Genomic DNA, 25,479 nt, shown 5'->3' on the forward strand with positions numbered 1-25,479 from the left:
ACATGACCACGGATTGGCATCAACTTCACCGTACCCCTCAGCTGTCCGGCCTGTATTGGCGCGCGGCAACCCGACGCAAGATCACCGGCACGCAATTGCCGAATGACGGCTTGCGCTCGTGGGTCGAGGTCGATGCACGGAATGTGACGTCCTATCGCAAGGTTTGCGGTTTTCCCGACAGCGCGCTGCTGCCGCCGACTTATCCCCATGTCCTGGCGTTTGCCCTGCAAATGCAATTGCTCACGGGCAAGGATTTCCCCTTTCCACTGCTGGGACTGGTGCACCTGGCCAACCGCATTCGGGTCATACGACCGCTCGGCGGGATCAGCCGGGTGCAGGTGAGCGTCCACGTGCAGAACCTGCAGCCCCACGCCAAGGGAGCAACTTTCGATCTGGTGACAAGTCTGGAGGATGCCCTTGGCCCACTGTGGCAGGCCGAAAGCCAGATGCTGTGCAAAGGTGTGAAGCTCGATGGCGAGCCCGCCGAACCCTTGCCGCAGGCAACGCTGGCGCTGGATGAGCTGACACGCTGGTGGGCACCGGCCGATATTGGCCGGCAATATGCGCGAGTCTCGGGGGACTACAACCCGATCCACTTGAGCGCTGCCAGCGCCCGTCTGTTCGGATTTCCCAAGGCGATCGCCCATGGGCTGTGGCTCAAGGCACGGGCAATGGCGGCGTTGAGCGGGCACCTGCCCGGCAGTGGTTTCGAGATTGCCGTGCAGTTCAAAAAGCCGGTGCGCCTGCCCAGCGAAGTCATTTTGCAGAGCAGCGCAGCAGGTTTCCAGGGCGATGTGCAACTGCTCGGCCACGGTGATCTGGAACACATGCGCGGCACCTGGCAAGCATTGCCCTGAGCCGAATCAGCCGCGACGAATCAGGAACACCCCCGCCAGAACCAACACCAGCCCGGCAATCTTGCCGGCGCTGATGGGCGCCTCGCGAAACCCGGCCCAGCCGAAATGATCCAGGGCCAAGGCCATGCCCAATTGCCCGGCCAGGACCAGCGCCATGAACAGCATGGCGCCAATACGCGGGCCAGCGAACGCCGCCGTGGTGATGAAAAACGCCCCCAGCAGGCCACCGCTCCAATGCCACCAGGTCAGCCCCTTCAGCGCGCTCAGGCTCGGTGTTTCGCGCTGGATCAGCATCAGCACCAGCAAGGCCAGCGTACCGACAAAAAACGAGATCAGGGCAGCGGCCAGCACGCTGGAGACCTGCTTGGCCAACTGACCATTGATACCGGCTTGCAGCGGCAAAAACGCCCCGGCAATCAACGGCAGACAAAGTAACCACCAGACAGGTGCCGGCATGCTGTTCTCCAACGAAAAGATATGGCGCGCAGTATAGCGTCCGCAGCCGGCTGCTTAATTGTGCTTATCACTTAAGTGGGGAAAGTTCTCAGCGGTTTATCCAGCGCCCTGATTTACAGCGGTTTTTTCCGCACCACCGGCCTCCATTATCGAAAGACCTAATACCAACTGCAGAGTGGAATACAACACTACGAGGATTAGAACTGTATGCGACGGACGAGGCATTACCGGCATTCAGAACCGGCAGGCCATCGAATCAGTGATCGTGGTAATAGGTGCAAGGATATCCTCATGAACACGCGCGTTTGGTTGAAGGCAAGTACAGCATTGGCCCTGGTCTTGAGCTTGGGTCTGACCGGTTGCAGCAGTGGCGGTGGCGGCCATCACAGCACCTCCGGCAGCTCATCGCCCGACGGTGCTGCGGGTGCAGCAGACGGCGGTGGCTCCGGTGGCTCGGGCGGCAGTGGCGATGGCACGGCCGGGACCGGTGGCACAGGTGGCGGCACTGGCGGCGGAGCGGGTGATGGCACCGCAGGCACCGGCGGCGGTACGGGTGGCGGGACCGGCGGTGGCACTGGCGGTGGCACGGATAATCCTGGCGGTGGCAACGGTGGCGGTACAACAACGCCAGGACTGACCACCAGCAATGTGATCAGCGACGTCGGCAAAACCGTCAGTGGCGTCGGCGATGGCGTGACCCAGATTGGTAACGGTGCCGCCGCGGTGCCGGTGGTCGGCGGCGTCGTGCAAAGCGTGACCAACACCACCGGCAATGTGGTGGGCAGCGTGGGCGACGACCTGAGCAATGGCCTGGGCAAACTCGGCAGCGATCCCCAGGCCGTGAGCAAAACCACGGCGGTGGCCGGCCATGTGGTGACCGATGTCGGCAACGGCGTGACCGACCTCAGCGGCAAGCTGACTACCGCCACCGGCAGCATTCCGTTGGTGGGTGGCGTGATCTCCAAGGTCGACCCCGTGCTCGGCGGCGTCGGTGAAAAAGTCAGCATGCTTGGCGACACCCTGACCACTGTCACCAGCACAGGAAAACTGGGCTCGCTCAGCGATCAGGCCGGCAACAAAGTCCTGGTGCCGGTGGTGACCCTGACTGAAGGCCTGACCGGCAAAGTCGCTGGCGCCACCGGCCTGAGCGCTCCGGTCAGCGGCCTGCTCAACGGCGTCAGCGGTGGCGTCGCTGATCTGGGCGGCAAGGTCAAGACGGCGGGCAACGGCAATCCGCTGACCGATACCACTGGCACCGTGCTGACCAACGTCGCCACCACCCTGCACACCTCCACCGGCCTGGTGGCGGCGCCCGGCAATGGCGGTAATGGCGGTGGCCTGCTGGAAACCGTCGGCGGCGCAGTGCTCAATGTGGGTAATGGCTTGAACGCCGGCAACAACAATGCGCTGGTCAGTTCGGCAGCCGTCACCGCGGGTACGGGCGGTTCGCTAGTGGCCACGGTTGGTCCGGTACTGGGCGGCTCCGGCGTGGCCAACACCGCCGCCACCGCACCATTGGCCGCTGCCGGTAATGCCATCGGTACCGCGCTCAATCCGGTCACCAGTGGTGTCGCCAGCGTGACCCAGACCGTCGGCGGTGCAACCGGGCTTGGTGCTCCAGTCGCCGGTCTCACCGCTCAAGCCGGGGCCGCAGTGAGCAGCGTCGGCGCCAACATCGCCGCCGCTGCGCCCAACCCGGTAACCCAGGCCGTCGGCACTACCGTTGCGGCCGTCGGCAACACCCTGGGCGCCGTCGGCACTTTGACCAATGGCACCGGTAACGGTGGCTTGGCGGGCGGACTCGGTGCGCTCACCGGCAACAGACACTAACGCTGCACCTGACCGGTTCGCCGGCCGCCCTTTCAGCGCCTACGCTTGGTTGCAGGTGGAAAGCCGCAAAGGCTTTCCACCTTTTCTTCAAGGGGCCTGTTGCTCCCAATCGCTTGAGGGATCAATGGACTGAAGCTCCTCTGGCGAGGCTGCCGTTTCGACCAAGGAGTGTCCTATGCGCGCTATTGCTTGCCTGTTGGTTTTCACCTGCTGCAGCTACACCCACGCTGATTCCCTGCCCAGTTACCTCAACACCAACCAGACCACCCGCAACCTGCCAGTCCCCAACCTGCCCACCGACGCCTACCGTCCAGCCGCCGCGCCCTTGCAGGTGCCGCAGCCCTCAGCCAGTGCAGACCAGCCGCTGACCATGGGCACCACCCTGACCATTCGCAAGTTGCAGATCGAGGGCGGCACCCGCTACCCCTTGAGCGAAGTGGGCAAGGTCTACCAACCGCTGCTGGGCCATCCGATAACCGTTGCCGAATTGATCGAGGCGACCCGCAGCGTCACCCGGCGCTATCAGGACGACGGCTACCTGCTGTCCTATGCCTATCTGCCGCAGCAATCATTCGACCAAGGCCTGGTGCGCGTGGTGCTGGTGGAGGGCTACATCAAGGATTACCAACTGCAGGGTGACATCGGCCGCTCCAAGGCGCTGCTCGACAAACTGGTGGCCAAGCTCAGCGCCGAACGACCGCTGACCCGCAAGACCTTCGAGCGCTACACCACCCTGATGAACCGCATTCCCGGGGTCACCCTGCAAGCCCAGGTGCCACCGCCCGGCACCACCGATGGCGCGACCTACCTGGTGGCCGAGGCCAGCCGCAAACCCTGGACCAGCAGCATGAGCACCACCGCCGACAACCGCAAAGGCACCCAGGCGCTGTTCGGTGTCAGCAGCAACTCGCAAACCTCAATGGGCGAGCAGTTGAGCCTCAGCGGCCTGTTTCCACCGGGCGACGACGAGGAAAAATACTACCGCCTGGACTACAGCCAATTCCTCAATGCCGAAGGCACGCAACTGCTGGTGTCCGGCTCGCGTTATCGCGCCGACCCGGCCACCCTGCTGCGCCTGGACAACGGCCTGCAGCTCAAGTCCCATCGCGAGAATGATCGCTACTCCGTAGGCTTCAACCACCCGCTGATCGCCGCGCCGACCGAGCAACTCAACGCCGGAGCGCGGCTGTATGCGGTGGACGACAAGACTCGCTACCGGGTGGTCGACGACCCACGGCAGATCAGCCTCAAGACCGACATCCGTGCGCTGGCGTTCGAAGGCGACTGGCGCAAGGCCGATGCCCGGCAACTGCAGATCATCAGCGGCGGTCTGTACCAGGGCATCGACGGCATGGGGGCGCACACCGACGACCCGACCTACGACCTGGATTTCTTCCGCCTGCGTTTGTCCGGGGTGCAAAGCAACAGCTTCTTCGAGCACTGGCAAGGGGTGCTGTCGGCGGCGCTGTACTGGAGTGACGATACGTTGCCCGACAGCGAACGCGCGGTGTTCGGCGGGCAGAACTTCGGGCGCGGCTACCCCGACGACCAGGCCTCCGGCGACAAGGGTTGGGGCGCGGCCTATGAGGTGAACTACAGCTTCAATCGCGACAGCAACTGGCTGCGGATCCTGCAGCCCTACGTGGTTTTGGATCGGGCAAAAACCTGGTTCAACACGTTGCCGATCCAGGGCAGCGACCTGTCCTCCGTGGCCCTGGGCCTGCGCTTTGGCGATGGGAAGTACTACAACGTTGCGCTGGAGGCTGGGAAGGCGATGTCGGATGAGGCGCTGGATACGTTTAACCGGCGGACGCGGTATAGCGTGAGTTTCAGTTATCAGTTGTAAGGGAAAGGTAGATAGCAAACGACCCGCTCATGGCGGGTCGTTTGGCTGCGTGAGGTGATGACCGATCAGGCCACTTTCGTCCCTCCCAAAGCCTCAACTACCTCGTTCAACGTATCTTTAACCGCACTACCTAATGGAGTGATAAAAGCGACCACCACCACTGCAACCATCGCAACGATCAACGCATACTCAATAGCCGACGCACCCTCGGTACGACGCATGAACAGTTGCACCCGGATGAACAGATAACGCACGAAGTTAAGCAACATAGGGACTTCTCCTGCCTGGAAAGAAACGCTCAAAGGTTCTAAAGATTGGCTACATGCAAAATCGGCTGAGGGAACAGGGTGTTCAGGGTCTCCAACAAACGAACGTGGTAAATGGGTTTGCGAAACAGGCCTAACACCTGCATACGCCTTAATTCGTCGACATCCTCCGCGGCGGCATGCCCGGAGATAACAATGATTGGCAAATACTGACGCGAAGTGTGCTCACGCAAGCGACGAATCAGTGCCAAGCCACTTTCTTCCGGCATACGCAGATCAGTAATGACCAAGGCGATATCCGGGTGACGGGTCAACTGCTGCAAAGCGACCTTGACCGAAGTGGCCAGCAAGCAACAAAAGCCCTCACCTTCCAGCAACTCCGCGAGTTCCTGCAACGCGTCTTCTTCATCGTCGACCAGAAGTAACTGTTGGCGCAGGAATGGAGAAGCGTTCATGTACGATTCCTGTCAGGAAATAGGCCGGGGTTGAGTTGCACGTCCCTGCATCGTCAAGACGTCCCCCCAGCGTGGTAGCCGTTTCGCGAGGTGCTGCCCTGGTCTCTAGCATCCAATAAACAGCTGAAGTTAAGGCTCATATGACTACTCCTTTGCGCCAGGGCGCACCGTCATCGGGAAACACGTGATTGCTTTGTGCCACCGGAGCATTGTCAACAAATCCCACACCAGCAACTGTAAGAAAGGACTAATCACAAAGTGATATACGCTCCTTTGACGCCAGAAATACGCAGCAAAACAACGCGCGTCATAAACCCGTGAGTTATTTTTTTGACCGGTAATGGCATTTTGAAATAGCTGCGCTAACGTCAGATAGCGAAATAGTTGAATGTTCATAGCTGCCTGGACGCGAGCTTACTCGTTGAAAGCCAACGACAAGTCGTGCAGCAGGATAGGGAGAGCCGTCATGAACAGTCGTGTCACCATGGGATTGGCTGGCCTGCTTTTGGTCGCCGCCGTTGTTGTGGGGTATTGGGGCCTGGTGCTCAGTCACTCCCCGCAAACTTCTTCCGAACCCGTTGCCGCCCCCGTGACGCCAACAGCAGTGAGCGCGGTGGAACAGACCGTGGCCAGTGCCGAGGATCAGACGCGTCAGGCCGTCGTGGTCCTGGCCCGTGACGTGCCCGCCTACACCGCCCTGACCGCCGCCGACCTGACCGTGGAAAAACTCCACACCGCCCCCGCCGGCAGCCTCAACACTCTCGACCAGGCCATCGGCCGCACGCCTTGGCGCCCACTCAGCGCCGGCACCTGGCTGAGCGATGCCAGCTTCGACGCCGGCGGCCCGTTGGCGCGGATGATTCGCAAGGATGAACGAGCACTGGCGGTGGCCGTGGACGAAGTGATCGGGGCTGGCGGCCAGTTGATGCCGGGCGACTACGTCGACGTCCTGCTGTTTCTGCGCCAGGACAACATCAACCTGCAGCAATCGGCACAAATCGCCATCCCGGCCATGCGCGTACTGGCGGTCGGTGATCAGCTCGGCCTGACCAACGACGGCAAGCCCGCCAATCCGGCGCTGAACGCGGAAGAAAAGCTCAAACAGGAACAACGTCGCGGCGCCGCCCGCACCGTGGTACTGGCCGTGCCGGAGCAACTGCTCAGTCGCCTGATGCTGGCAGCCCAGGCCGGTACCTTGCGTTTGGCCGTGCGCAGCAGCGAAGAACAACGCCTGGCCCATTACTGGGCCGGCGAAAGCGACTCGCCCGCACGCCTCGATGCGGCCAGCAGCCAACTGCTGCAATTCAACCAACTGGCCTTTGCCAGCACCCCGAAAAACTCCGTGAGCGCACTGCCGACCACAGCCCCCCGTCGCGGAATCGAAGTGATCCGCGGCAACCAGGTCACCCAACAACTTCCCTGATTGCGCAAGGATCCACAGAGATGTCCAGTCGCCTCATGCCATTGCTTGGTCGCGCCAGCTGCGCCCTGTTGCTCGCCAGTTTGCCCATCGACATCGCGATGGCAGCCGCCAGCTCCTGTAGCGCCCTGAACCAAATGCCCGCCACCCTCGAAGTGGGTGAAGGCCTGCAACAACAGATCCAGTCGCCGGTGGCCATTACTCGCCTGGCCATTGGCGACCCGAAAATCGCCGACGTGCAAACCAGCGGCAACAGCAGTTTCCTGCTCACCGGCATGGCCCCGGGCGCCACCAGCCTGATGGTCTGGACCGCCTGCGCGACTGCGCCACGCCAAAGCATGGTGTTCGTCAAAGGCAAGGCCAGCGTCGCCTTGACCGGCACCCTGCCCTCGGAGGAAGAGTTGCTGCCCAGCCAGGTGCAGACCGATATTCGCTTCGTCGAAGTCAGCCGCACCAAATTGAAGGAAGCCTCGGCCTCGATCTTCGGTACCCGTGGCAACTTTCTGTTTGGTTCTCCCAGAACCCTGCCGACCATTGACGGCGTGGTTCAGCCACGACTGCCCGTGAACAACGACCAGTTCAACTTCTCCTGGATTGGCGGCAAGACCATGGTCATGATCAATGCCCTGGAAGGCAGCGGATTTGCCTACACCCTGGCACGGCCCAGCCTGGTGGCGTTAAGCGGCCAGAGCGCGAGCTTTCTCGCCGGCGGTGAAGTGCCGATCCCGGTGCCCAGTTCCGGCAGCGACAACGTGTCCATCGAGTACAAGGAGTTCGGCATTCGCCTGACGCTGACGCCGACCATCGTCGGCCGTAACCGGATCTCGCTGAAGGTCGCGCCGGAAGTCAGCGAACTGGACTTCAGCAATGCGGTGGTCATCGCCGGTACCACCGTCCCGGCCCTGACTATCCGCCGCACCGACACCAGCGTCTCGCTGGCCGATGGCGAAAGTTTCGTCATCAGCGGTTTGATCAGCAGTCGCAACAGCTCCCAGGTCAACAAATTCCCCGGGCTCGGCGACATTCCGGTGCTCGGCGCGTTTTTCCGCGATTCGACGATCAATCGCGAAGAGCGCGAGTTGCTGATGATCGTCACTCCGCACCTGGTCCAGCCGCTGGCAGCCGACGCCCAACTGCCGTCCCTTCCCGGCGAAAAACTGCGTAACTACGACCCGAATTTCTACCGCATGTTTTTCCTCGAAAACGGCGACTTCGATAAACGCAGCGGGCTGTCGCGATGAGCCAGAGCCTGAGCCAGACTTTCCTCGCCATCACTCGCAACAACACTGATCTTGAGTGGCTGCAAGGTGCACTGGCGCCGCTGGGGCAGGTGGTCGGCACCAGCACGGACAACCTCGACGAACTGCTGGCGCTGGTGGACGTGACCTTCGCCAGCCTGCTGTTTGTCGGCCTCGACCGTGAACATCTGGTGGCGCAGTGCGCGATGATCGAGAGCGCGCTGGAGGCCAAGCCAATGCTGGCGATCGTCGCCCTCGGCGACGGCATGGACAACCAGTTGGTGCTCAATGCCATGCGCGCCGGGGCGCGGGATTTTGTCGCCTATGGCTCACGCTCTAGTGAAGTGTCCGGGCTGGTACGACGCCTGAGCAAGCGCCTGCCGCCAGTCGCGCCGAATACGCAACTGGGCGGTCTGACCGTGCTGTACGGCGCGCAAAGCAGCGCCGACGGTGCCTTACTGTCGAGCCATCTGGCACTGGTGGTACAGCAAAGCGGCCAGCAAACCCTGCTGCTCGATCTCGGCTTGCCACGGGGCGACAGCCTGGCGTTGTTGGGGCTGGAAAGTTCGTTCCATTTCGGCGACGCCCTGCGCCATCTGCGGCGCCTCGATGCGACCCTGATCGACAGCGCCTTCACCAGCGCCGACGCCGGCCTGCGCATCCTGGCCTACGCCGACAACGACGAGCCACTGGAGCGCACCAGCGCCGCCGAGCTGTACATGTTGCTCAGCGCGTTGCGCCAGCACTTCCAGCACATCGTGGTGAACCTGGCCGGGCAACCCGACAGCGAAGCCGTGCGCACCTTTGTGAGTCATTGCGACAAGCTCCTCTGGTACACCGACCAGAGCGTGCTCGATTGCCGGCGCAACCTGGCGGTGCTCAATCGCTGGCGGGAAAAAGGCATGAAGCTTGAGCACGCCAAGCTTTTGGTGGATCGCTATCTGCGCAACGTCGCACCGGATGCCGACACCCTGGGCAAGACCTATGGCCTGGAAATCATCGCCACCCTGGCCTACAGCCCGGAAGTCCGGCTCAACGCCAAGAACCAGGGGCTGACCCTGTTTGAACTGGCGCCACGGGAAAACCTCACCCAACACCTGCGCACTCTCGGCACGCGCCTGGCCAAGCGTTCCGCCGGCCAGGAAAAACCCAAGGTCAATTGGCTGAACCGTCTGCGAGGCAGCAAATGAACGGCGACAACCTGTTCGGCGCGCAATCCCGGAAATCGGGTGGCAGCCACGACCACGAGAGCCTGAAGCTGGTGCTGCACCGGCACATCATCGACGCCATCGAAGAGTCGGGGAAAAACCTGCTGGAAGGTTCCAGATTGGTCCTGACCCAGTTCGTCATGGACAAGGTCGCCGAGTACACCGCGCGCCTGCACCTGGCGATTTCCCGCTACGAAATGGAGCGCCTGTCCGAAGAAATCGTCGACGAATTGACCGGCTTCGGCCCACTGGAAGTGCTGCTGCGCGACCCGGCCGTGACCGAGATTCTGGTCAATGGCCCGCACCGGGTATTCATTGAGCGTGACGGCGTGCTGCACCAGAGCGACCTGCGTTTTATCGACGCGCACCACGTCGAGCGAGTCATGCAACGCATCCTCGCGCCCCTCGGCCGGCGCCTGGATGAGTCTTCGCCGATGGTCGACGCACGCATGCCCGACGGCAGCCGGGTTAATGCGATCATCCCGCCCATCGCCCTCGACGGCCCCTGCCTGTCGATTCGAAAGTTTCGCAAGGACATGCTCAAGAGCAGCGACCTGGTGGCGATGCAGACCATCGACCAGGCGATTTTCGACTTTATCCAGGAAGCCGTTGGACGACGCTGCAACATTCTTATCAGTGGCGGCACCGGCACCGGCAAGACCACCCTGCTGAACATTCTCAGCCAGTTGATCAACCCCCACGAACGCCTGGTGACGATCGAAGACATCGCCGAACTGCAATTGAATCACCCACACGTGGTGCGCCTGGAAACCCGCCCGCCAAATGCCGAGGGCCATGGCGAGGTCAAGGCCAGCGACCTGATCCGCAACGCCCTGCGGATGCGCCCGGACCGCATCATCCTCGGCGAGATTCGTGGCGTCGAAGTGCTCGACGTGCTGACCGCGATGAACACTGGCCACGACGGTTCGATGAGCACCGTGCACGCCAACAACGCCCAGGATGCACTGCTGCGCCTGGAGACCCTGGTGGGCCTGACCGGTCGGCAGATTGCCGAGCGCACCCTGCGGCAGATGATCTGCGCCGCGCTGGATGTGGTGATCCAACTCACTCGCATGCCCGATGGCCGCCGTTGCGTCAGCGAGGTGGTCGAGGTGGTGGGCATCCGCGACGACGTGTATGTCACCAATACCCTGTTCCGCCTGGACCGGCGTACCGGCTTCGGCTTTCTGCGCGAAGCGGTCAATCCAGCGGGCGACAAGCTGCGGCGCAGCATTCACGCGCAACTGACCTGAGGAGGCGGATCATGGGAGCCTGGGTGCTCAGCCTGCTGTGCCTGCTGTTGCTGGGCTTGTCGATCCGCCTGTTTTACCAGGGGATGCGCAAGTCCAGCACCGAGCGCGTACTCAACCGCCTTGCCGCAGGACAGCCACAATTGATCGTCGAGAAACCGGCGTGGAACGGCCTTGAACGGGCATTTCTGCGCGCCGGACTGGGCGCCCCCACGGATCGCCTGGGCCTGTGGTTGCTGCTGTGGGCAGGTGCCATCCTGCTGGGCTTTTTGCTCGGTAACTGGCCGGGATTGCTGTTGCTGATCCTGCTGCCACCGCTTGGGCTGCGCCTGTACATTTCCCTGCGTTATCGGCTGCGGCTCAAACGCATGATCGGGCAATTGCCGGCGATGCTCGATCACACTATTCGCAGTCTCAAGTCCGGGCGGACGCTGGCCGATGCCTTGCTAGGCGGCATCGACAGCAGTGTCGAACCGCTGAAAAGCGCCATGGGCCGGGTCCAGCGCAACGTGCAACTGGGGGTCAATCTGCCGGATGCGGTGAACGACTTTGCCGAGCTCTACGACCAGGACGAACTGCGCATGCTGGCCCTCGGACTCAAGGTCAACCACCGCTACGGCGGCAATGCCAGTGAGCTGCTGGAGAACCTGATCAAACTGATTCGCGAGCGTGAGCAAGGCGCCCGGCAACTGCGCGCAATGACGGGCGAAACCCGCCTGACCGCCTGGGTCCTCGGTGTCCTGCCGGTGTTGATTGCCGGCTGGTTCATGCTGACCAATCCCGCCTACCTGCTGGGCATGTGGAACGACAGCAGCGGCCAGCACATGCTGCTTGCCGCCGTGAGCCTGGAAGTCTTCGGCTGCCTGGCGCTGTCGCGCATGTTGCGGAGTATCTGAGATGGCGATCCTGGCGAGCATCATCCTGCTGTTGGCCGCCGTGGCGCTGCTCCTCGGCAATCTGCTTGCGCAGCGCCGTCGGGCACGCCAGGTTGCCCGTCGCCTGCAGGGTCAGATGTCGCGGGACAACAGCCTGGAAACCTGGATGCGCCACCTCGGCGACAGCAGGTTCGGTCAGCGCTCGGTGAGCATCGATGGCGAAACCCAGACCCTGCTCGCCCGTCTTGGCTGGCGCTCGGCCAGTGAGCGCTCGCTGTTCGCCGCGTTTCAGATCGGCACGCCGTTCCTGATGCTGGCGTTGGTGCTGTTTCTCCAGGAAGTGCTGTTCCCCGGCGCGCAGAATCGCTGGATTGCGCCGGTGCTGGCTGCCGGTGTTGGTTATCTGCTGCCCAAGCGCTGGCTGGCCTACGCCGTGAGTCGCCGGCAGAAACGGATCGCCCTGGAGATCTCGACCTTTATTCCCTTGCTCAGAATTCTTTTCGAGTCAGGTATGGCCGTAGAGCAGTCGCTGCGGGTGCTCGGCAGCGAAGCACGGAAATTGCTGCCGGAATTGACCAGCGAATTGCGCCTGATCCTCGCCCGGGTCGACTCCGGCCTGGAGCTGGGCCAGGAGCTGAATCAATCCGCCGCGCTATTGGCGGTGGACGAGTACACCGACACCTGCGTGATCCTCCAGCAACTGCTACAGCAAGGCGGCGGCGCGATGAAATCGCTACTGGCGCTCAAGCAGTTGCTCGACGACCGACGCCTGACCCGCCTGCAGGAATACATCTCGAAAATGTCCGCCAAGATGTCGGTGGTGATGATGCTGTTCCTGTTCCCGGCGTTACTGATTGTCCTGGCCGGGCCGGCCTTCACTGCCATCGCCCGGGCCTTTGCGTCCTAGAGGAAAACTGATGAAAGCACTGATTATCGCAACCGGCCTGCTGTTGCTCAGCGGCTGCGCCAGCAACGGCCAGACGCCCTGGGCGGCCATCAGCGGCGGCGCCAGTTGCGCCAAACTGAGTTCCGATCAGGAGCTGGCGGTGAACCTCGCCGATGACATGGCCAATGACGGCAAGCTGCACGCCAGCCTGGCCAATCTGGAGAAGCTGCCGGACTCCCTCAGCGAAGTGCGCCTGCGCAAGGCCCGGGTCTACCGCCTGCTCGGGCGCAGCGAAGCGGAACCGCTGTACCGCAGCTTGGTGGGCGGCTGTGTCAGCGCCGAAGCCGAACAAGGCCTCGGACAGTTGTACGCGGCGCGAGGTGACAATGGACAAGCCCAGGCCCATTTGCAGCGCGCGGCACGCCTGGCGCCAACCAACGAGAAAATCCGCAACGACCTGGGCGTGGTGTACCTCAATCAACTGCGCCTGGAAGAGGCCCGATTTGAGTTCCTCACCGCCATTGAACTGAAGCAGAGCGACCAACTGGCATCGATCAACCTGGTGACCCTGCTGATCTACCAGGACAACTGGCAGCAGGCCGCCGAAGTGGTCAGCCAGTCAGGCTTGAGCCGCGAGCAATTCAGCATCGCCCAGGACCGCGCCGAACAGCTCAAGGCACCGCAAAAAGCCAGGGCCACCGCCGGCGATCAAGTCGCAGCCGTGGCCGAAACCCAGACCAGCCATCTCAAGTAATGCAGCGGAGAAGGATCATGAACAGACTGCCGATTCTCGCCTGCCTCGGGCTGCTGGGCCTGCCCTTGCCAGCCATGGCCCTGGAGGCCGGCCCATCATCGCCTCAGCAGGCCGAAACCGAAGGCTGGTTGCAGCTGCAAATCAGCAATCAGGCCGCCTCGCCAATCCCGCAGACGGCCACGGCCACCGAACGCGAATTGGCGATGCAACGTTGGCTGAGGAAATTCAACTACGACATTCCGGACCTGTTCGAGCAGGGTCAGGAAGGGCACATCCAGAGCAGCAATTGAGCCACTGCGCCATCGGTGCCCGAGCTTTCAGTGCGCGGTGACCCGCTGGCGTATTCCCGAGTTGCTCGGCGACAGGGCCAGCGCCAACTGCGTGCGATTGTGCATGTGGGTCAGGCGCAGCACCTGCGAGACATACAACTTCACGGTGTTTTCGGTGATTCCCAATTCACAGGCGATCTGATAGTTGGTCTGGCCTTTGCCGACCAGACGCGCGACGTCCAGCTGGCGGGGTGAAAGCTGATTGAAGATGGCCGGAATCTCGACCTGATCGACATCGCCGGCGCTGTCGCTGGCGGACTCGCTGGACGGTGTGCGGCGGACTTTGTCGAGATCCTGATAGAGGTCGTCGATGGACTCGGAAAGGGTTTGCAGCTTCTGGTTGAGGTGCCCCAGTTGCAGGGTTTTCTGCCGTTCCTGCAAGGCCGCTTCCTGACGTTGCACGCCTTCGAGCAGCTCATCGAGGTCGATCGGTTTCTGGTAATAATCGGCGATACCGGCACGCAGGGCCTTGATCACATCCTGTTTGTCGGCGCGCCCGGTCAGCATGATCGCCTCGAAGATCCGTTCCTTGCCCGCCAGGTGTTGCAGGGCCTGCACCAGGTCAATGCCACTCAAGTCAGGCATGTGCAAATCGCAGAGCACCAGACCGATGTCGTGATCCTCACAGAACTTGTCCAACGCCTGTTTTCCAGACTCACAAGGCACACACTGATAGCCGCTGTTTTCGAGGAATTCGCAAAGCTCTTCGACGATCAGCGGTTCATCGTCGACTACCAATACTTTTACTGCAGAGAGGGACTTGTTCACTCGCAACTCCATGTCCAGGCCGAGAACTGATCGTTCCAGTATCGACTGAAAAACAGTCCAAATTCTGCATTGAAAGTAGTCGCTCTTTATCACTCTGTACATAACTAAAAAGTTAGGGCAGCCCTAAGGAATCCACGCCATGGTCAACAAAAACCCGATCAGGACGAAAGGCGCAAAAGGTGGTTTTTTTGACAGCTCGGGTGCCAACTGTGGGATACGTTTCCTAAGTCCTTGAGGCATATATGGCCAGACCTTTGGCGCCAACAGCAGCCACAACGCACCCAACACACCCGCGCCGATGAAACTGCCTAATAAATGCACAGGGTCCGAGGCCAGACCGATCGTCGCCATTAGTTTCACATCACCGGCGCCCATGCGCCCGGTGGCGTAACCAGGCAGGGTGAACAGCAGTGCCAGCACCAGCGCCCAGCCTCCCTGTTCGGCCGGCGAACCCAGCCAGGTGGTGCCACTGGTGAGCATGTACAGCAGGGCGATAAGGCCCGCGCCGAGGGTCAATCCATTGGCGATATGCCGTTGCTGAATATCCTGTGCCGCGCAGAGCGCCAGCCATAGCAGTAAGACAAAACTCTGCATAAACCGTCCGTATTGGCTGAATGATTCTATGCTGATAGCACGTAGTAAATGTCAGGGTAGACGCACTCATGAGAAGACACCTCCCCCGCAAGCAAAAAGGCGCCGTCGCGATTGAGTTCGCTTTGGTCTTCAGCATTTTTTTCGCGGTGTTCTACGGCATCGTCAGCTACAGCATTCCGTTGTTACTCATGCAGTCGTTCAATGAAGCCACCGCCGAAGCGGTGCGCCGCAGCGTCGCCCTCGACCCCAATACCAACAACTACCCGACGGCGCTGGTCGCCCTGGCCAACAGCGTGCTGCAACAACAACTGTCCTGGGTACCCAACGCCTTCAATATCACCTACGGCAACGACGGCGATGCCAAGGCGGTCTACAGCGCCGGCGTGCTCACCGCCAGCGTCAATTACCCCACCAGCAAGCTCAACCAGGTGATTCCGTTTCTGGTCCTGCCCGGCGTCGGCAGCGTCCCCAGTCTGCCGGTGAACCTCAGCGCGCAATCGAGCCTGCAATTTTGAAGGCCGGGGACAAGCTCTTCGCCCGCCTGCTCGGGCGTCCACCCTCAACCGAGTTGGCCACCGCCCACAGCCTGGTGATGCAGAACATTGGCCTGCATGTGCAACTTGACCATCAGGGGCATGTGGTCGACCTCAGCGGGCCGCTGCGCCACCTGCTGTCCCGGCATCTGCCTGCTGACGGCGCCGGGCACCTGGCGAACTACTTGCTGCCCCACAGTCGCCAGGCCGTCGAAGGCGTGCCCGTGGATTGGCAGGGGCAAAGCCTGGACCTGGACTTTCCCCGCGCGGCGGGCGACACCTTGCATCTGCGTGGCTGGACCCAGCCGAACCCCGACGGCTGGCTCCTGCAACTGCTGGACATCGGCGACCTGTTGCGTGAGCGCCAGCAGGCACAGGGCCGGGTGGCCTGTCAGCAGTTTGCCGAACAGTCGGCTGAGCAACTGCGCCTGTGCAGTACGGCGCGTCTGCCCGAGGTGCTGCTGGAGCAACTGCAAAGCCTGGCCCAACTGCTGCGTATCCCCTGCGTGGCCCTGGCATTGCCGAATCAGGACGCGCCCGGGTGGCGAATTTTCAGCCAGTACCGCGCTCACGATGCAGCCGATCTATGGCACAACGGACAACCCCTGGGCACGCTGCTCGAGGGTTTCGCCGGCCATACCCCGCAGCACCTTAGTGCAGCCCACAGTGATGACCAGGACCCGCGTCTGCTGGACATCTTCGGCCACCACGAAGGTTTCCTGGTGCCCTACCGCGACGCCCGGGGCACCAGTGCCTGGCTGCTCTGCGGCTTCTATCCGGTGTTGCAACGCGCGCCACAGCTCGGCGAGCGCGACTGGTTGCATCTGATCGCGGCCCTGGCCGAACCGCTGCTCAGCCGTTTGCGCGAGCAGCAGCACCTGCAACAGCTCGAACGTCTCGACGCCTTGCAGGACTTGCTCGGCAGCGGTTGGTGGGAATGCCCGGAGGGTACAGACGAGATACACCTCGCTCCGCAACTGGCCCAGACCCTCGGCCTGCCCCATGCGCGTCTGGCGCTGGATGAGTGGCTGGCGCTGCTGCATCCGGTCGATCGCCCGGAGCTCGCCAGCCGCCTGCAAATGCTCCAGCAGCACGGCACGCCATTGCTGATGTGCGTGCGCCTGCAACATCCCGATGGGCTCTGGTATCGCGTGCAAGGCCAGGTCCGGGGCAGCGGCAAGCAACGGCGGCTGATGGGTTTCATGCTCGACATCAGCGACATCAAGGAGCAGCAACAGCAGGCCGCCGCCGCCCATGCCCGGCTGGACAATCTGGTCGCCAGTTCGCCTGCGGTGATCTACGTCCAGCGCTATGACCAGGGCGCGCTGCTTCCCAGTTTTTTCAGCGCCAGCTTGCTGCCGCTGCTGGGCTGGCAACTGAGCGATCTGAGCGACAGCGCCTTGATCGAACGGGTTCACCCCGAGGATCGCGAGCTGTATTTCCAGCGCAGCCGGCAACTGCTGCGCGAAGGCAACGTACGCGCCCGCTACCGCCTGCGCGACCGCAAGGGCGACTACCACTGGCTGCTCGATGAGGCCCGGCTGCTGCGCGACGACCTGGGCTTGCCGGTGGAAGCGGTCGGCTTGTGGCTCGACGTCACCGAAGCGACCCTGGCCGCCGAGCAGGTCAGGGAAAGCGAGGAACGCTACCGAATTCTGGTGGAAGACTCACCGGCGATGATCTGCCGCTACCGCCCCGACCTGACACTGACCTTCGCCAACCGGCCCTTGGCGGTGTACCTGGAAACCGCTGCGGAGCAATTGCCCGGCGCCGACCTGGGTCAATGGCTGTCGGCGCAACAGCGCGAGGCGTTTGCGCAGCGGATCGCGCAATTGAGCCCGGAGTTTCCCGTGAGCACTGCGGAAATCAGCCTGCAACTGCCCGGGCGCGAACACGCCTGGTGGGTCTGGTCGGATCGCGGGGTGTTCGATGAGTGCGGCCGGCTGGTCGAGATCCAGGCCGTGGGTCGGGACAACACCGAGGTGCGGCGTTCGCAGCAACAATTGCTGCAAAGCGCGAAGATGGCCACGCTCGGCGAAATGGCCACAGGCCTGGCCCATGAACTCAACCAGCCGCTGAATGTGATGCGCATGGCCGTGGTCAACACCCTCAAGCGCTTGAGCAACGGCGACGTGCAGATTGATTATTTGCAGGACAAGCTCACCCGCATCGACTCGCAGATCCAGCGTGCCGCCCGGGTGGTCGACCACATGCGGGTATTCGGCCGGCGCTCGGAGATCGAACAGCAGCCGTTCGATCCGGCCCAGGCCGTCGAAGGTACGCTCGCATTGCTGGCCGAGGGCATACAGGGCAAGGGTGTGGAATTGCGTAGCCGCCAGTTCGGCTTTGCGGTGCAGGTGCGTGGCCACGCCGATCAGCTGGAGCAGGTGTTGATCAACCTGCTGGTGAATGCTCGCGACGCGCTGCTGGCCAGACGCGAGACGGATCCGGCATTTGCGCCCTGGATCAGCCTGGCAGCCGACTGCGATGAGCGCTCGGTCCGGCTGTGGGTGGAAGACAACGGCGGCGGTATCGATCCGCGCCTGCTGGAACGGATCTTCGAACCCTTCTTCACCACCAAGCCGGTGGGCGTCGGCACCGGCCTCGGGCTGTCGGTGAGTTATGGGATTGTCGAGAACATGGGCGGGACCCTCAGCGTCAGCAACGCGGCTGAGGGGGCGCGGTTTTGTATTGAGCTGCCGATTGTGGGGGTGGTTTAGATCACCAGATAGGCTTTGCCCTTTTGGCCGCAGGTCAGGTTGAAGCCGACGTCGACCTTGTTGACGTCGATGCCGAGGTTGAAGAGCAAGGCGTTTACCAGCGGGTCGACAAGGGGAGCCAGGAGGCCGTTGATTGTGGCGATCAGGAGATTGAATACCTGGGTCAACACCCCGTTCAACGTCGCCAGCAATGCACCGATTAAGCTGAAGCCAAGCGACGGGTCATGGGTAATCAACTTGACCCCGCCCAGCGTCGCGCTCAAGCCACCCACCACTCCGGAGACCGACACCGTGTGCAGCGGCGAAGGCGTGAGGTTAACGTCCTTCGGGTTGCTGTAGGGGTAGTTGGGGTCGCTGGTGCCGAGGATCGGACTGTTGATCATGATTTCGGCACCGCCGCCGGTGAACGGCGTGCGCGTGCCGCAATTCCCCAGCCCCTTGCAAACTCTACTCCCCACATCGACTAGGCTCAGTGGAGTCAGTGGATTGGCCGGCGAAGTCGAAAACCAGATTGCCGGATCAATATGACCGATCTTGACGCTGACAGCCGCGATCTCAGTGGTAGCCGTCAGGCTCTTGGTGTTGGGCAGATCACAGGTGTAATCCGTCACGTAGCTTTTACCCACCCCGGCCTCCAGCCCCACATCCAGCTTGGCGTTGGGCAACACCTGCAGGTCAGTTTGGGTACAGGTTCCACCCAGCAGGCAACCGGGCGCCAACAAGGTGTTGATCAGGCCAAGGACGCCGCTCAACAGGTCTGTGACCAGCTTCAGCAAATTGCTCACCAACGACAAATCCACCGAACTCAACACCCGTACTTGAGCCGTCTTCACATAGATCCGGTTAACCCCGAACTCCCCCGCGACCTTGGCCAACGCCGGATCACCCACCGCTGAAAACTGCGGCGGCTCGATCACTTTGACCGTGGTGGTCAGGCCCAGCAGCCCCAACACATTGACCGGTAGAACCGCCACCGCTGCCGCATTTTTGTTGGCCAGTTGCACGAACGCCTGCACCAACTGAAACAGCTGCACCGCAGCATCCAGGCCAGCCGCCGTGGTGCCGGTTTGCAGTTGCAGGATGTCTCCCAGCTTGATCGGGGGCGCGTTGATCGCGCCTATCTGCAGCTTGGCCAGCGCGGCCTGGACGTCTGCCGTGGCGCCGTTGATCGGTGCCACGGTCGCGGCGACCTCGAGAAAGTCAGTGACAGATCCCTCGGTCGTCAGCAATTTGGTGTAGTCGCCTGCCGTGACCTTTAACTTGATCGCCAGTTGATCCATGAACTTGAGCAGATTGACGTCGGTCTTGACCAGGCCATCCCAGCCCGCAGCCGTGAGATTGACGTTGCCGCCGAGCAAGCCGGAAAACAACGGATTGAGAGTATTGGAGCGTGCCGTATCGACACTCAGCAGGGTGCTGCGGATGCTCAATTGCGCCAGGGTCGGCTTGGGTTTAGCGGCCACCGCCGTCGCCGTCAGCTGCGTATTGACGCTGATTGCCCCGCCGCCGAACAAACCGAACAGTGCGCCGGCGACACTGGTCGGCACTCGATTGGTGGCGACCACCTGAATCGCGGCCGACTGGCTGGCATCCAGGGCAAAGGTCCGCAGGTTGTTGGCGGCGGTGACCAGCGTGCCGCAGTTGGTGGTCAGGGTGGTAGTCGACCCAACAATGAAGGCGTTGCGCACCGCGCTCTGCCCGGCATAGGTAGCAGCACTCAGGCCCGGCAGGCAGGTGCCGCCGCGACTGACCGCCTCCAGCGCCGCCGTATCGGCCACCCGCTGCAATTTGCGCTGCTCCAGGTACAGCCGACCGCTGTCGACCACCAACAATGCAAACAACAGCGCCAGGCCAAAGGTCGCGGCGGCCATCAGACCAATCGCCCCGCGCTGGTGCGCCGGGCCACGAAACTGCGAACGGGGAGACATCGAGCACTCCTTGCTTCCTCCAATCGTCATCGCAGTGTAGACAAGGTACAGCGACAGCGCTGGCTAGTTGCCAGCGCTGTCGCTGAGTGGATGCCGGTCTTGTGAGCGGCCGTCAAGGACCTGTAGGAGCGAGCCTGCTAGCGATTGCGATCTCAATGCTTGGGCGGGTAGTTGCTGAGGATGCGGCTGACTGTCTCGCGAATCGCGTTGCTGCGGCTGCTGGGGTCAGGAGAGTTGCTGAGCATCTGCTCATCGCTGCCGCGCCAGACCAGTTTGCCGTCCTTGCCGTCGAGCAGGTCGATCTGGATGGTCGCGACCTTGTAGCTGATATTGCGGGTTTCGTTGTACATCGGCGCGCCCCAGTAGCCGTTCCACGGGTTGCCCCAGGCGCCGCCATAGTTGGTGGTGACCTGTTGCTGGCGCTCTTCGATGATCAGGTAGGTCTGCACTTCGAGATCGCCATGGCTGCTGCCCGCCGCCGGGCGCAGCCCGCGCTGGTCGAGTTGATCGGCGACGGACTGGCGAATGCGCTGTTCGGTGAGGTCGCTCTTGATCCGCGGATCATCGGGGCGGTACTGCAGGGCGGGCTCTTTCCAGGTCCAGCTGCGATAGGCAGCAAAGTCGCGGCTGGCGTCGAAATCACTGTTGATCTGGTTGGACTGGCAGGCGCTGAGCAAGACAGCGCAGGCCAGCAAGGCGAGTCGGCGGAACATGATGATTCTCCGGTTCAGACCCGCACACGAATGCGAGTCATTAAGAAGGAGGATACGCCGCTACTGCCTTTTCCACAGCTGTTCTTAACGCATCACCGCGCTCGCGTTCATTGCCGTTGACGCTGGTCTCGGCGCTGGCGCTCCAGACCGGTTGCCCGCTGGCGGCGTCGTACAGTTCGACCTGCACGACCAATACCTGGACCTGATAAGTGCGCACGACCGGCACGCTGTTGTACATGCCAACGCCACTGCCGTAGCCATTGTTATAGCGGTTGTATCCACCATAGGCACCGTAACCGTAGTCATCCTGTACCTGCTGCAAACGAGTCTCCTGATGCAAGTTGGCGCTGACCAGCAGATCGGCCTTCTGGTTAGCATGCAGCGGGCGCAAGCCGCGTTGGTCGAGGGCGTTACTCACCACTTCGGCAATCTGCGCCGAGTCCGCCCAGGCCGAGCCGCTGGGCGCCCGGCCATCGAGCCAGGTCCAACTGCGGTATTTGCCATAGTCCCGCGGGGCGGCTGGATAGGCGCTGCGGTCGAAGGTCTTGGCCGCTTCTGGCGGTGCCGGCGGCAACGGTTTTGAGCTGGCGACATACGGATTGCTGCCCTGGCAGGCGCCAAGCCCGAGGCACAGCAGGATCAATCCCAAGCGGCGTTTCATGGTGCTCTCCAGAGGTCCGCGGATCAGGCCGGACGACAGATCCAGTGCAGGTAACGACCGAGCCCGGCAAAGGTCGGGTGACGACGATGGGCCAGTTCCATTTCCAGCAGGTCGAGCAGTTCGGCGCGGGCCTGAAACTCCACCGGCATGTAGTCATGGAAAACCCGTACGCCACTCTGACTTTGGACCGTCCACAGGCCCTGCAGTTGCGTCGCCAGTTCCCGTGGATCGAGGGGCATCTGTGGGGTCAGGCTTTGCTTCTCGCCGGCCATGTCGTTCTTGCGCATTTTGCGGAAATGGCCCTTGAGCAAGTTGCGGTAGATCAACGCGTCGCGGTTGTAGAAGGCCAGGGACAACCAACCTTGCGCGGCGGTCAGTTGATGCAGCACCGGCAGGATCGCATGGGGCTCGGCCAGCCACTCCAGCACCGCGTGGCACAGCACCAGGTCGTAGGGTTCGGTGAGCTGTCCAAGCAACTCCTGCCATGGCGCCTGGATGAAGGTCGCGCTTTGACCGGCCTCGGCGAACCGCTGACGGGCGCCTTCGAGCATCGGTTCGGCCGGTTCCGCCAGGGTCACCTGGTGCCCACGCTCGGCCAGCCACAACGACATGTGACCAAGGCCCGCGCCGATATCCAACACCCGCAGCGGACGGTCCGGCAGGCACTCCGCGAGGTCGGCCTGGAGCACCGCCAGGCGGATAGCGCCCTTGGCGCCGCCGTAGATTTTTTCGGCGAAACGGGTCGCCAACTGATCGAAATGACGGTCGCTCATCAGCTGAACCGCCGTTCGCTGTCAGCCAGTTTGGCGCGGACCACCTGTTCCATGTCCAATCCCAACTCACTGCACAGCAGCAACAGATAAAGCACGATATCCCCCACTTCCTGGCCGGCGTGGGCGAGTTTGTCGGCGGGTAACTGGCGTGACTGGTCTTCGCTCAGCCACTGAAAGATTTCCACCAGTTCGGCCATTTCGACGCTGGCGGCCATGGCCAGGTTTTTCGGGCTGTGAAATTGCCGCCAGTCATTGCGGTCGCGGATGCTGTGCAGGCGTTCGGTCAGTTCAACAAGGTTCATCGGGTTCTCCAGAAGGCGTATAGCTTCGGGCGATTTGGCCAATCAAGCAAGGCATTCAATCGACAACGTTGAACTCGACCCGCGCCGTCTGTCCGCCTTCATCCAGCACACTCAACTCGACCCGGCCAAGCTGCTCGAAGGTGGCGTTGATGCTGTCCTGATGGGCGCTGTCGCCCAGCGGCGTGCCGTTGACGAACCACCAGCGCCGGCCGCTGCCACCCAGGGCCGAGAGTTTAAGACGCAGCAACTCCTGGCTGGCCGCCGGGCGGCGCAGTTGGTCGCCGTCGCGCACGCCGACGATCGACAGCGGCGAGGATGGCGCCAGCATCGGCCCCGGGCAGTCCGGGTCATTGGCCGGCAAGCGTGCCTCGCGCCGTTCGACCTTGGGCAGCCAGGGCTCCAGCGCTGCTGGCCACACGGCAATTTCACGCGGCATTGCGCCCGGACACTTGGCGTCGACCCGCAGGCCCTTGGCGTTGACCCAGATGTTTTCCACCAACCCGGTGCCCAGCGGTTGGTCCATGGCCTGCAGGGTCGGCGGCGTGGTGCCGTCCAGGGTCCAGGCGAAGCGCTGGCGCCGGCAGTTCGGATCGCTGCGGCTCATGGGCTGACCGAGGGGCCAACAGATCGCCGCCACCGAGACGTTGGCCGGCACCGGTTGGACAGCGGCAGAAATGCCGCGCTGGCTATCGCGGTTGGTCAACACATCGTGCACCTGCAGCATCAGTGGCGCCGCCGAGGCCAAGCCGAACTGCCCCGGCACCGGGGTACCGTCCGGGCGACCGATCCAGATGCCGATCAGATAACGCGGCCCCACACCAATCGCCCAGGCATCGCGAAAGCCGTAGCTGGTGCCGGTCTTCCAGGCCAGCACCGGACGCTGAACCAGTTCGGCGCGCGGGTCGCGGTCCGGGCGCGCCTGGCCGCTGAGAATCCGCCGCACGATCCACGCCGAGCCGGGCGACAGCAAGGGCCGCTCGCGCAGTTGATCGTCGGGCTGCAAACGGATGTTGGCGCTCTTGCCGCCACGGGCGAAGGCGCTGTAGCCGCTGACCAGGTCTTCAAGGCGACTGCCCGCACCGCCGAGGATCAACGACAGGTTGGGCTCGGCCATGGCCGGCAAGGCCAGCGGCATGCCGCCGATGCGCATCTCGGCGGCGAAGCGTTTCGGCCCGTAGGCTTCGAGCAATTGCACGGCGGGCAGGTTGAGCGAAGTCGACAACGCACTGCTGGCCGGCACAGGGCCGCTGAAGCCCATGGAGAAGTTGCCCGGCCGGTAATCGCCGTAGCGTCGTGGCACGTCCTGCAGCAGCGACTCGGAATGGATCAGCCCGGCATCCAGGGCCATGCCATAGAGGAACGGTTTGAGTGTCGAACCGGGCGAACGCAGGGCACTGATCATGTCGACATGACCAAAACGTCGGGCATCGTTGATGTCCACCGAACCGAGGTAAGCGCGCACCGCCATGGTCTGCTCCTCGACCACCAGAATCGCCGCCGAGGTGCGCTCCGGTAAACGCGCGCGCCAGCCCAGCAGCAAATCTTCGAGGCGCCGTTGCAAGGTGGCATCGAGGGTGGTGCGAATCAGTGGCGGGCTGTCCGGCCGGTTCAGGCGCCGTGCCAGCAGCGGCGCCAGGCTCGGTTCCAGGCGGGGCGCCAGGAGCAAGGGTTCTTCCAGGGCTTCGTCGACTGCCGCCTGCGGCCACACGTTGAACTCGGCGAGGCGGCGCAGGACCTTGTCCCGGGCGATCTGCGCTCGTGCCGGGTGACGGTCCGGACGCAGACGGCTGGGGGCCTGGGGAAGTACCGCAAGCATGGCCGCCTCAGCATGAGTCAGGTGCCTTGGCGACTTGCCCAGATAGGCCCAACTGGCCGCCGCCACCCCTTGCAAGGTGCCGCCAAACGGCGCGCGATTGAGGTACAGGTTGAGAATCTGTTCCTTGGACAGGTGCCACTCCAGTTGCCCGGTGCGCCACAGTTGTCGCAGCTTGCCCGGCAGCGTCCGCGAATGGGGATCGAGCAAACGCGCGACCTGCATCGACAGGGTGCTGCCGCCGGACAGCACGCGCCCGCCACTGAGGTTCTGCCAGGCCGCCCGTCCCAGCGCCAGCGGGTTGACTCCGGGGTGTTGGTAGAACCAGCGGTCCTCGTAGGTCAGCAGGGCGTCGAGATAATACGGCGAGACTTCATCGGTGCGCACCGGGTAGCGCCACACCCCATTGGCATCGGCAAAGCGCCACAGCGGCGTGCCGTCTTCGGCCAGCACCACCCGCGCCAGGTCGTCCTTCGGCAAGGGCAGCGGCCAGATTCGATCGGCCAGCCACAGCAGCGCCACCAGCAGGAGCACGCCAGCGATCAACCGACGCAGGAATCGGCTGGCAGACAAACGCCGCGCCGCTTTTGCAAAATTCAAACGCGCAAACCTCTATGCTTCAGGGAACTTGGCCGCTTACACCACAGCCAAAGCCTCGGCAGCGACGGCAACACCCACTCTTTGATCAGGACGCACACATGCAGGTAGAAAGCTTTTTTGAATGGCTCGGCCAGGCACTGGGATCGGTCATCCGCTTTATCGTCGAGATTCTCAGTGGCTTGTTCAATACCCTGACCCACGCCGGCGGCAACTTTGTCGAAGGGCTGTCGCAGGCATTGGGCATGGACACCTCGGTGATCAGCATCATCAGCCTGGTGGTCGGCCTACTTCTGTTGTACTCGGCCATCCGCGCCTTCATGCGTGCATCGATTATCGCCGGGGTGATCTGGCTGGTGCTGGGCTTGTGGGTGTTGAGCTGGGTGATCCATTGATCACCCAGCCTG

25 protein-coding genes are annotated in these 25,479 nt (G+C 62.7%); 14 read left to right on the top strand and 11 right to left on the bottom strand.

Annotated elements, in window-relative coordinates; translation table 11 throughout:
* Nucleotides 1–2: 2 nt before the first annotated feature.
* Nucleotides 3–857, top strand: a complete 855-nt coding sequence (locus tag NR126_RS25200; protein ID WP_256832197.1) for a MaoC family dehydratase — start codon at nucleotides 3–5, stop codon at nucleotides 855–857.
* 6 nt (nucleotides 858–863) lie between these two features.
* Here NR126_RS25200 and NR126_RS25205 read toward each other — a convergent pair whose 3' ends face one another.
* A complete protein-coding gene (locus tag NR126_RS25205; RefSeq protein WP_027617652.1) occupies nucleotides 864–1,313 on the bottom strand; it encodes a DMT family transporter in 450 nt (149 codons plus the stop codon).
* Nucleotides 1,314–1,604: 291 nt separating this feature from the next.
* Between NR126_RS25205 and NR126_RS25210 the strand changes: the two genes are divergently transcribed.
* Both NR126_RS25210 and NR126_RS25215 read left to right on the top strand, forming a co-directional pair.
* Nucleotides 1,605–3,143, top strand: a complete 1,539-nt coding sequence (locus NR126_RS25210; protein WP_256832198.1) for a collagen-like triple helix repeat-containing protein — start codon at nucleotides 1,605–1,607, stop codon at nucleotides 3,141–3,143.
* Between the two features lie 175 nt (nucleotides 3,144–3,318).
* Nucleotides 3,319–4,989, top strand: coding sequence for a ShlB/FhaC/HecB family hemolysin secretion/activation protein (locus NR126_RS25215; RefSeq protein WP_256832199.1), 1,671 nt, complete (start codon nucleotides 3,319–3,321; stop codon nucleotides 4,987–4,989).
* 65 nt (nucleotides 4,990–5,054) lie between these two features.
* Here the strand turns inward: NR126_RS25215 and NR126_RS25220 are convergent, their stop codons facing one another.
* Together NR126_RS25220 and NR126_RS25225 are read right to left on the bottom strand one after the other, a co-directional pair.
* The gene (locus NR126_RS25220) at nucleotides 5,055–5,258 is read right to left on the bottom strand and encodes a Flp family type IVb pilin (protein WP_256832200.1); all 204 of its coding nucleotides are present in this window, start codon (nucleotides 5,256–5,258) and stop codon (nucleotides 5,055–5,057) included.
* A 38-nt stretch (nucleotides 5,259–5,296) separates the two neighbouring features.
* Complete coding sequence (locus NR126_RS25225) at nucleotides 5,297–5,710, bottom strand: response regulator (protein ID WP_256832201.1); 414 nt, start codon at nucleotides 5,708–5,710, stop codon at nucleotides 5,297–5,299.
* Between the two features lie 466 nt (nucleotides 5,711–6,176).
* On the opposite strand from NR126_RS25225, the gene cpaB reads away from it, so the two are divergent.
* From cpaB to NR126_RS25265, 8 genes are read left to right on the top strand one after another with little or no spacing between them, the layout of a single operon-like run.
* Entirely contained in the window at nucleotides 6,177–7,133 is a 957-nt protein-coding gene (gene cpaB, locus NR126_RS25230; protein WP_105753952.1) for a Flp pilus assembly protein CpaB, read from the top strand.
* Nucleotides 7,134–7,168: 35 nt separating this feature from the next.
* Nucleotides 7,169–8,371 carry a type II and III secretion system protein family protein gene (locus NR126_RS25235; RefSeq protein ID WP_372827391.1) on the top strand — a complete coding sequence of 401 codons (1,203 nt, stop codon included), beginning with the start codon at nucleotides 7,169–7,171 and terminating at the stop codon, nucleotides 8,369–8,371.
* Nucleotides 8,368–9,558, top strand: coding sequence for a pilus assembly protein (locus NR126_RS25240; protein WP_027617645.1), 1,191 nt, complete (start codon nucleotides 8,368–8,370; stop codon nucleotides 9,556–9,558). The genes NR126_RS25235 and NR126_RS25240 overlap by 4 nt, the downstream gene beginning before the upstream one ends.
* Complete coding sequence (locus NR126_RS25245; RefSeq protein WP_105753954.1) at nucleotides 9,555–10,829, top strand: CpaF family protein; 1,275 nt, start codon at nucleotides 9,555–9,557, stop codon at nucleotides 10,827–10,829. Before NR126_RS25240 ends, NR126_RS25245 begins: the two co-directional genes overlap by 4 nt.
* 11 nt (nucleotides 10,830–10,840) lie before the next feature.
* On the top strand, nucleotides 10,841–11,722 hold the full coding sequence (locus NR126_RS25250) for a type II secretion system F family protein (RefSeq protein ID WP_306219018.1): 882 nt from the start codon (nucleotides 10,841–10,843) through the stop codon (nucleotides 11,720–11,722).
* A gap of 1 nt (nucleotide 11,723) precedes the next feature.
* Nucleotides 11,724–12,608 (top strand): type II secretion system F family protein, encoded by an 885-nt coding sequence (locus NR126_RS25255; protein WP_027617642.1) that lies wholly within the window; start codon nucleotides 11,724–11,726, stop codon nucleotides 12,606–12,608.
* 10 nt (nucleotides 12,609–12,618) lie between these two features.
* Nucleotides 12,619–13,341: a tetratricopeptide repeat protein gene (locus NR126_RS25260; RefSeq protein WP_105753957.1), complete on the top strand. Its 723-nt coding sequence runs from the start codon at nucleotides 12,619–12,621 to the stop codon at nucleotides 13,339–13,341.
* Between the two features lie 17 nt (nucleotides 13,342–13,358).
* Nucleotides 13,359–13,631, top strand: coding sequence for a DUF3613 domain-containing protein (locus tag NR126_RS25265; RefSeq protein ID WP_105753958.1), 273 nt, complete (start codon nucleotides 13,359–13,361; stop codon nucleotides 13,629–13,631).
* Nucleotides 13,632–13,658: 27 nt separating this feature from the next.
* Here NR126_RS25265 and NR126_RS25270 read toward each other — a convergent pair whose 3' ends face one another.
* Nucleotides 13,659–14,438, bottom strand: a complete 780-nt coding sequence (locus NR126_RS25270) for a response regulator transcription factor (protein ID WP_027617639.1) — start codon at nucleotides 14,436–14,438, stop codon at nucleotides 13,659–13,661.
* 123 nt (nucleotides 14,439–14,561) lie between these two features.
* A complete protein-coding gene (locus NR126_RS25275; RefSeq protein ID WP_027617638.1) occupies nucleotides 14,562–15,032 on the bottom strand; it encodes a prepilin peptidase in 471 nt (156 codons plus the stop codon).
* A 68-nt stretch (nucleotides 15,033–15,100) separates the two neighbouring features.
* On the opposite strand from NR126_RS25275, the gene NR126_RS25280 reads away from it, so the two are divergent.
* Both NR126_RS25280 and NR126_RS25285 read left to right on the top strand, forming a co-directional pair.
* Nucleotides 15,101–15,547, top strand: a complete 447-nt coding sequence (locus tag NR126_RS25280) for a TadE/TadG family type IV pilus assembly protein (RefSeq protein WP_027617637.1) — start codon at nucleotides 15,101–15,103, stop codon at nucleotides 15,545–15,547.
* On the top strand, nucleotides 15,544–18,285 hold the full coding sequence (locus NR126_RS25285; RefSeq protein ID WP_256832202.1) for a PAS domain-containing protein: 2,742 nt from the start codon (nucleotides 15,544–15,546) through the stop codon (nucleotides 18,283–18,285). The genes NR126_RS25280 and NR126_RS25285 overlap by 4 nt, the downstream gene beginning before the upstream one ends.
* On the opposite strand, the gene NR126_RS25290 is transcribed toward NR126_RS25285, so the two are convergent.
* The 6 genes from NR126_RS25290 to pbpC all read right to left on the bottom strand — a co-directional run bounded on the left by NR126_RS25290 (nucleotide 18,282) and on the right by pbpC (nucleotide 25,030).
* Nucleotides 18,282–20,213 (bottom strand): pilus assembly protein TadG-related protein, encoded by a 1,932-nt coding sequence (locus NR126_RS25290; RefSeq protein ID WP_027617635.1) that lies wholly within the window; start codon nucleotides 20,211–20,213, stop codon nucleotides 18,282–18,284. The genes NR126_RS25285 and NR126_RS25290 overlap by 4 nt on opposite strands.
* Before the next feature lie 152 nt (nucleotides 20,214–20,365).
* Nucleotides 20,366–20,926, bottom strand: coding sequence for a DUF4136 domain-containing protein (locus tag NR126_RS25295; protein ID WP_027617634.1), 561 nt, complete (start codon nucleotides 20,924–20,926; stop codon nucleotides 20,366–20,368).
* 40 nt (nucleotides 20,927–20,966) lie between these two features.
* On the bottom strand, nucleotides 20,967–21,587 hold the full coding sequence (locus tag NR126_RS25300; protein WP_027617633.1) for a DUF4136 domain-containing protein: 621 nt from the start codon (nucleotides 21,585–21,587) through the stop codon (nucleotides 20,967–20,969).
* 23 nt (nucleotides 21,588–21,610) lie between these two features.
* Complete coding sequence (locus NR126_RS25305) at nucleotides 21,611–22,360, bottom strand: methyltransferase (protein ID WP_027617632.1); 750 nt, start codon at nucleotides 22,358–22,360, stop codon at nucleotides 21,611–21,613.
* Entirely contained in the window at nucleotides 22,360–22,662 is a 303-nt protein-coding gene (locus tag NR126_RS25310) for a MazG-like family protein (protein ID WP_027617631.1), read from the bottom strand. The genes NR126_RS25305 and NR126_RS25310 overlap by 1 nt, the downstream gene beginning before the upstream one ends.
* A gap of 55 nt (nucleotides 22,663–22,717) precedes the next feature.
* Nucleotides 22,718–25,030 (bottom strand): peptidoglycan glycosyltransferase PbpC, encoded by a 2,313-nt coding sequence (pbpC, locus tag NR126_RS25315; RefSeq protein WP_256832211.1) that lies wholly within the window; start codon nucleotides 25,028–25,030, stop codon nucleotides 22,718–22,720.
* 143 nt (nucleotides 25,031–25,173) lie between these two features.
* On the opposite strand from pbpC, the gene NR126_RS25320 reads away from it, so the two are divergent.
* Nucleotides 25,174–25,467 (top strand): hypothetical protein, encoded by a 294-nt coding sequence (locus NR126_RS25320; protein WP_027617629.1) that lies wholly within the window; start codon nucleotides 25,174–25,176, stop codon nucleotides 25,465–25,467.
* Nucleotides 25,468–25,479: the final 12 nt, after the last annotated feature.

Source organism: Pseudomonas sp. Pse1 (genome assembly GCF_024519635.1).
Taxonomy (GTDB): domain Bacteria; phylum Pseudomonadota; class Gammaproteobacteria; order Pseudomonadales; family Pseudomonadaceae; genus Aquipseudomonas.

What these genes read in the sequence shown, in the direction of transcription:
- NR126_RS25200 (WP_256832197.1), top strand. Translation starts at nt 3, where the DNA reads ATGACCACGGATTGGCATCAACTTCACCGTACCCCTCAGCTGTCCGGC.
- NR126_RS25205 (WP_027617652.1), bottom strand. Translation starts at nt 1,313, where the DNA reads ATGCCGGCACCTGTCTGGTGGTTACTTTGTCTGCCGTTGATTGCCGGG.
- NR126_RS25210 (WP_256832198.1), top strand. Translation starts at nt 1,605, where the DNA reads ATGAACACGCGCGTTTGGTTGAAGGCAAGTACAGCATTGGCCCTGGTC.
- NR126_RS25215 (WP_256832199.1), top strand. Translation starts at nt 3,319, where the DNA reads ATGCGCGCTATTGCTTGCCTGTTGGTTTTCACCTGCTGCAGCTACACC.
- NR126_RS25220 (WP_256832200.1), bottom strand. Translation starts at nt 5,258, where the DNA reads ATGTTGCTTAACTTCGTGCGTTATCTGTTCATCCGGGTGCAACTGTTC.
- NR126_RS25225 (WP_256832201.1), bottom strand. Translation starts at nt 5,710, where the DNA reads ATGAACGCTTCTCCATTCCTGCGCCAACAGTTACTTCTGGTCGACGAT.
- cpaB (WP_105753952.1), top strand. Translation starts at nt 6,177, where the DNA reads ATGAACAGTCGTGTCACCATGGGATTGGCTGGCCTGCTTTTGGTCGCC.
- NR126_RS25235 (WP_372827391.1), top strand. Translation starts at nt 7,169, where the DNA reads ATGCCATTGCTTGGTCGCGCCAGCTGCGCCCTGTTGCTCGCCAGTTTG.
- NR126_RS25240 (WP_027617645.1), top strand. Translation starts at nt 8,368, where the DNA reads ATGAGCCAGAGCCTGAGCCAGACTTTCCTCGCCATCACTCGCAACAAC.
- NR126_RS25245 (WP_105753954.1), top strand. Translation starts at nt 9,555, where the DNA reads ATGAACGGCGACAACCTGTTCGGCGCGCAATCCCGGAAATCGGGTGGC.
- NR126_RS25250 (WP_306219018.1), top strand. Translation starts at nt 10,841, where the DNA reads ATGGGAGCCTGGGTGCTCAGCCTGCTGTGCCTGCTGTTGCTGGGCTTG.
- NR126_RS25255 (WP_027617642.1), top strand. Translation starts at nt 11,724, where the DNA reads ATGGCGATCCTGGCGAGCATCATCCTGCTGTTGGCCGCCGTGGCGCTG.
- NR126_RS25260 (WP_105753957.1), top strand. Translation starts at nt 12,619, where the DNA reads ATGAAAGCACTGATTATCGCAACCGGCCTGCTGTTGCTCAGCGGCTGC.
- NR126_RS25265 (WP_105753958.1), top strand. Translation starts at nt 13,359, where the DNA reads ATGAACAGACTGCCGATTCTCGCCTGCCTCGGGCTGCTGGGCCTGCCC.
- NR126_RS25275 (WP_027617638.1), bottom strand. Translation starts at nt 15,032, where the DNA reads ATGCAGAGTTTTGTCTTACTGCTATGGCTGGCGCTCTGCGCGGCACAG.
- NR126_RS25280 (WP_027617637.1), top strand. Translation starts at nt 15,101, where the DNA reads ATGAGAAGACACCTCCCCCGCAAGCAAAAAGGCGCCGTCGCGATTGAG.
- NR126_RS25290 (WP_027617635.1), bottom strand. Translation starts at nt 20,213, where the DNA reads ATGTCTCCCCGTTCGCAGTTTCGTGGCCCGGCGCACCAGCGCGGGGCG.
- NR126_RS25295 (WP_027617634.1), bottom strand. Translation starts at nt 20,926, where the DNA reads ATGTTCCGCCGACTCGCCTTGCTGGCCTGCGCTGTCTTGCTCAGCGCC.
- NR126_RS25300 (WP_027617633.1), bottom strand. Translation starts at nt 21,587, where the DNA reads ATGAAACGCCGCTTGGGATTGATCCTGCTGTGCCTCGGGCTTGGCGCC.
- NR126_RS25305 (WP_027617632.1), bottom strand. Translation starts at nt 22,360, where the DNA reads ATGAGCGACCGTCATTTCGATCAGTTGGCGACCCGTTTCGCCGAAAAA.
- NR126_RS25310 (WP_027617631.1), bottom strand. Translation starts at nt 22,662, where the DNA reads ATGAACCTTGTTGAACTGACCGAACGCCTGCACAGCATCCGCGACCGC.
- NR126_RS25320 (WP_027617629.1), top strand. Translation starts at nt 25,174, where the DNA reads ATGCAGGTAGAAAGCTTTTTTGAATGGCTCGGCCAGGCACTGGGATCG.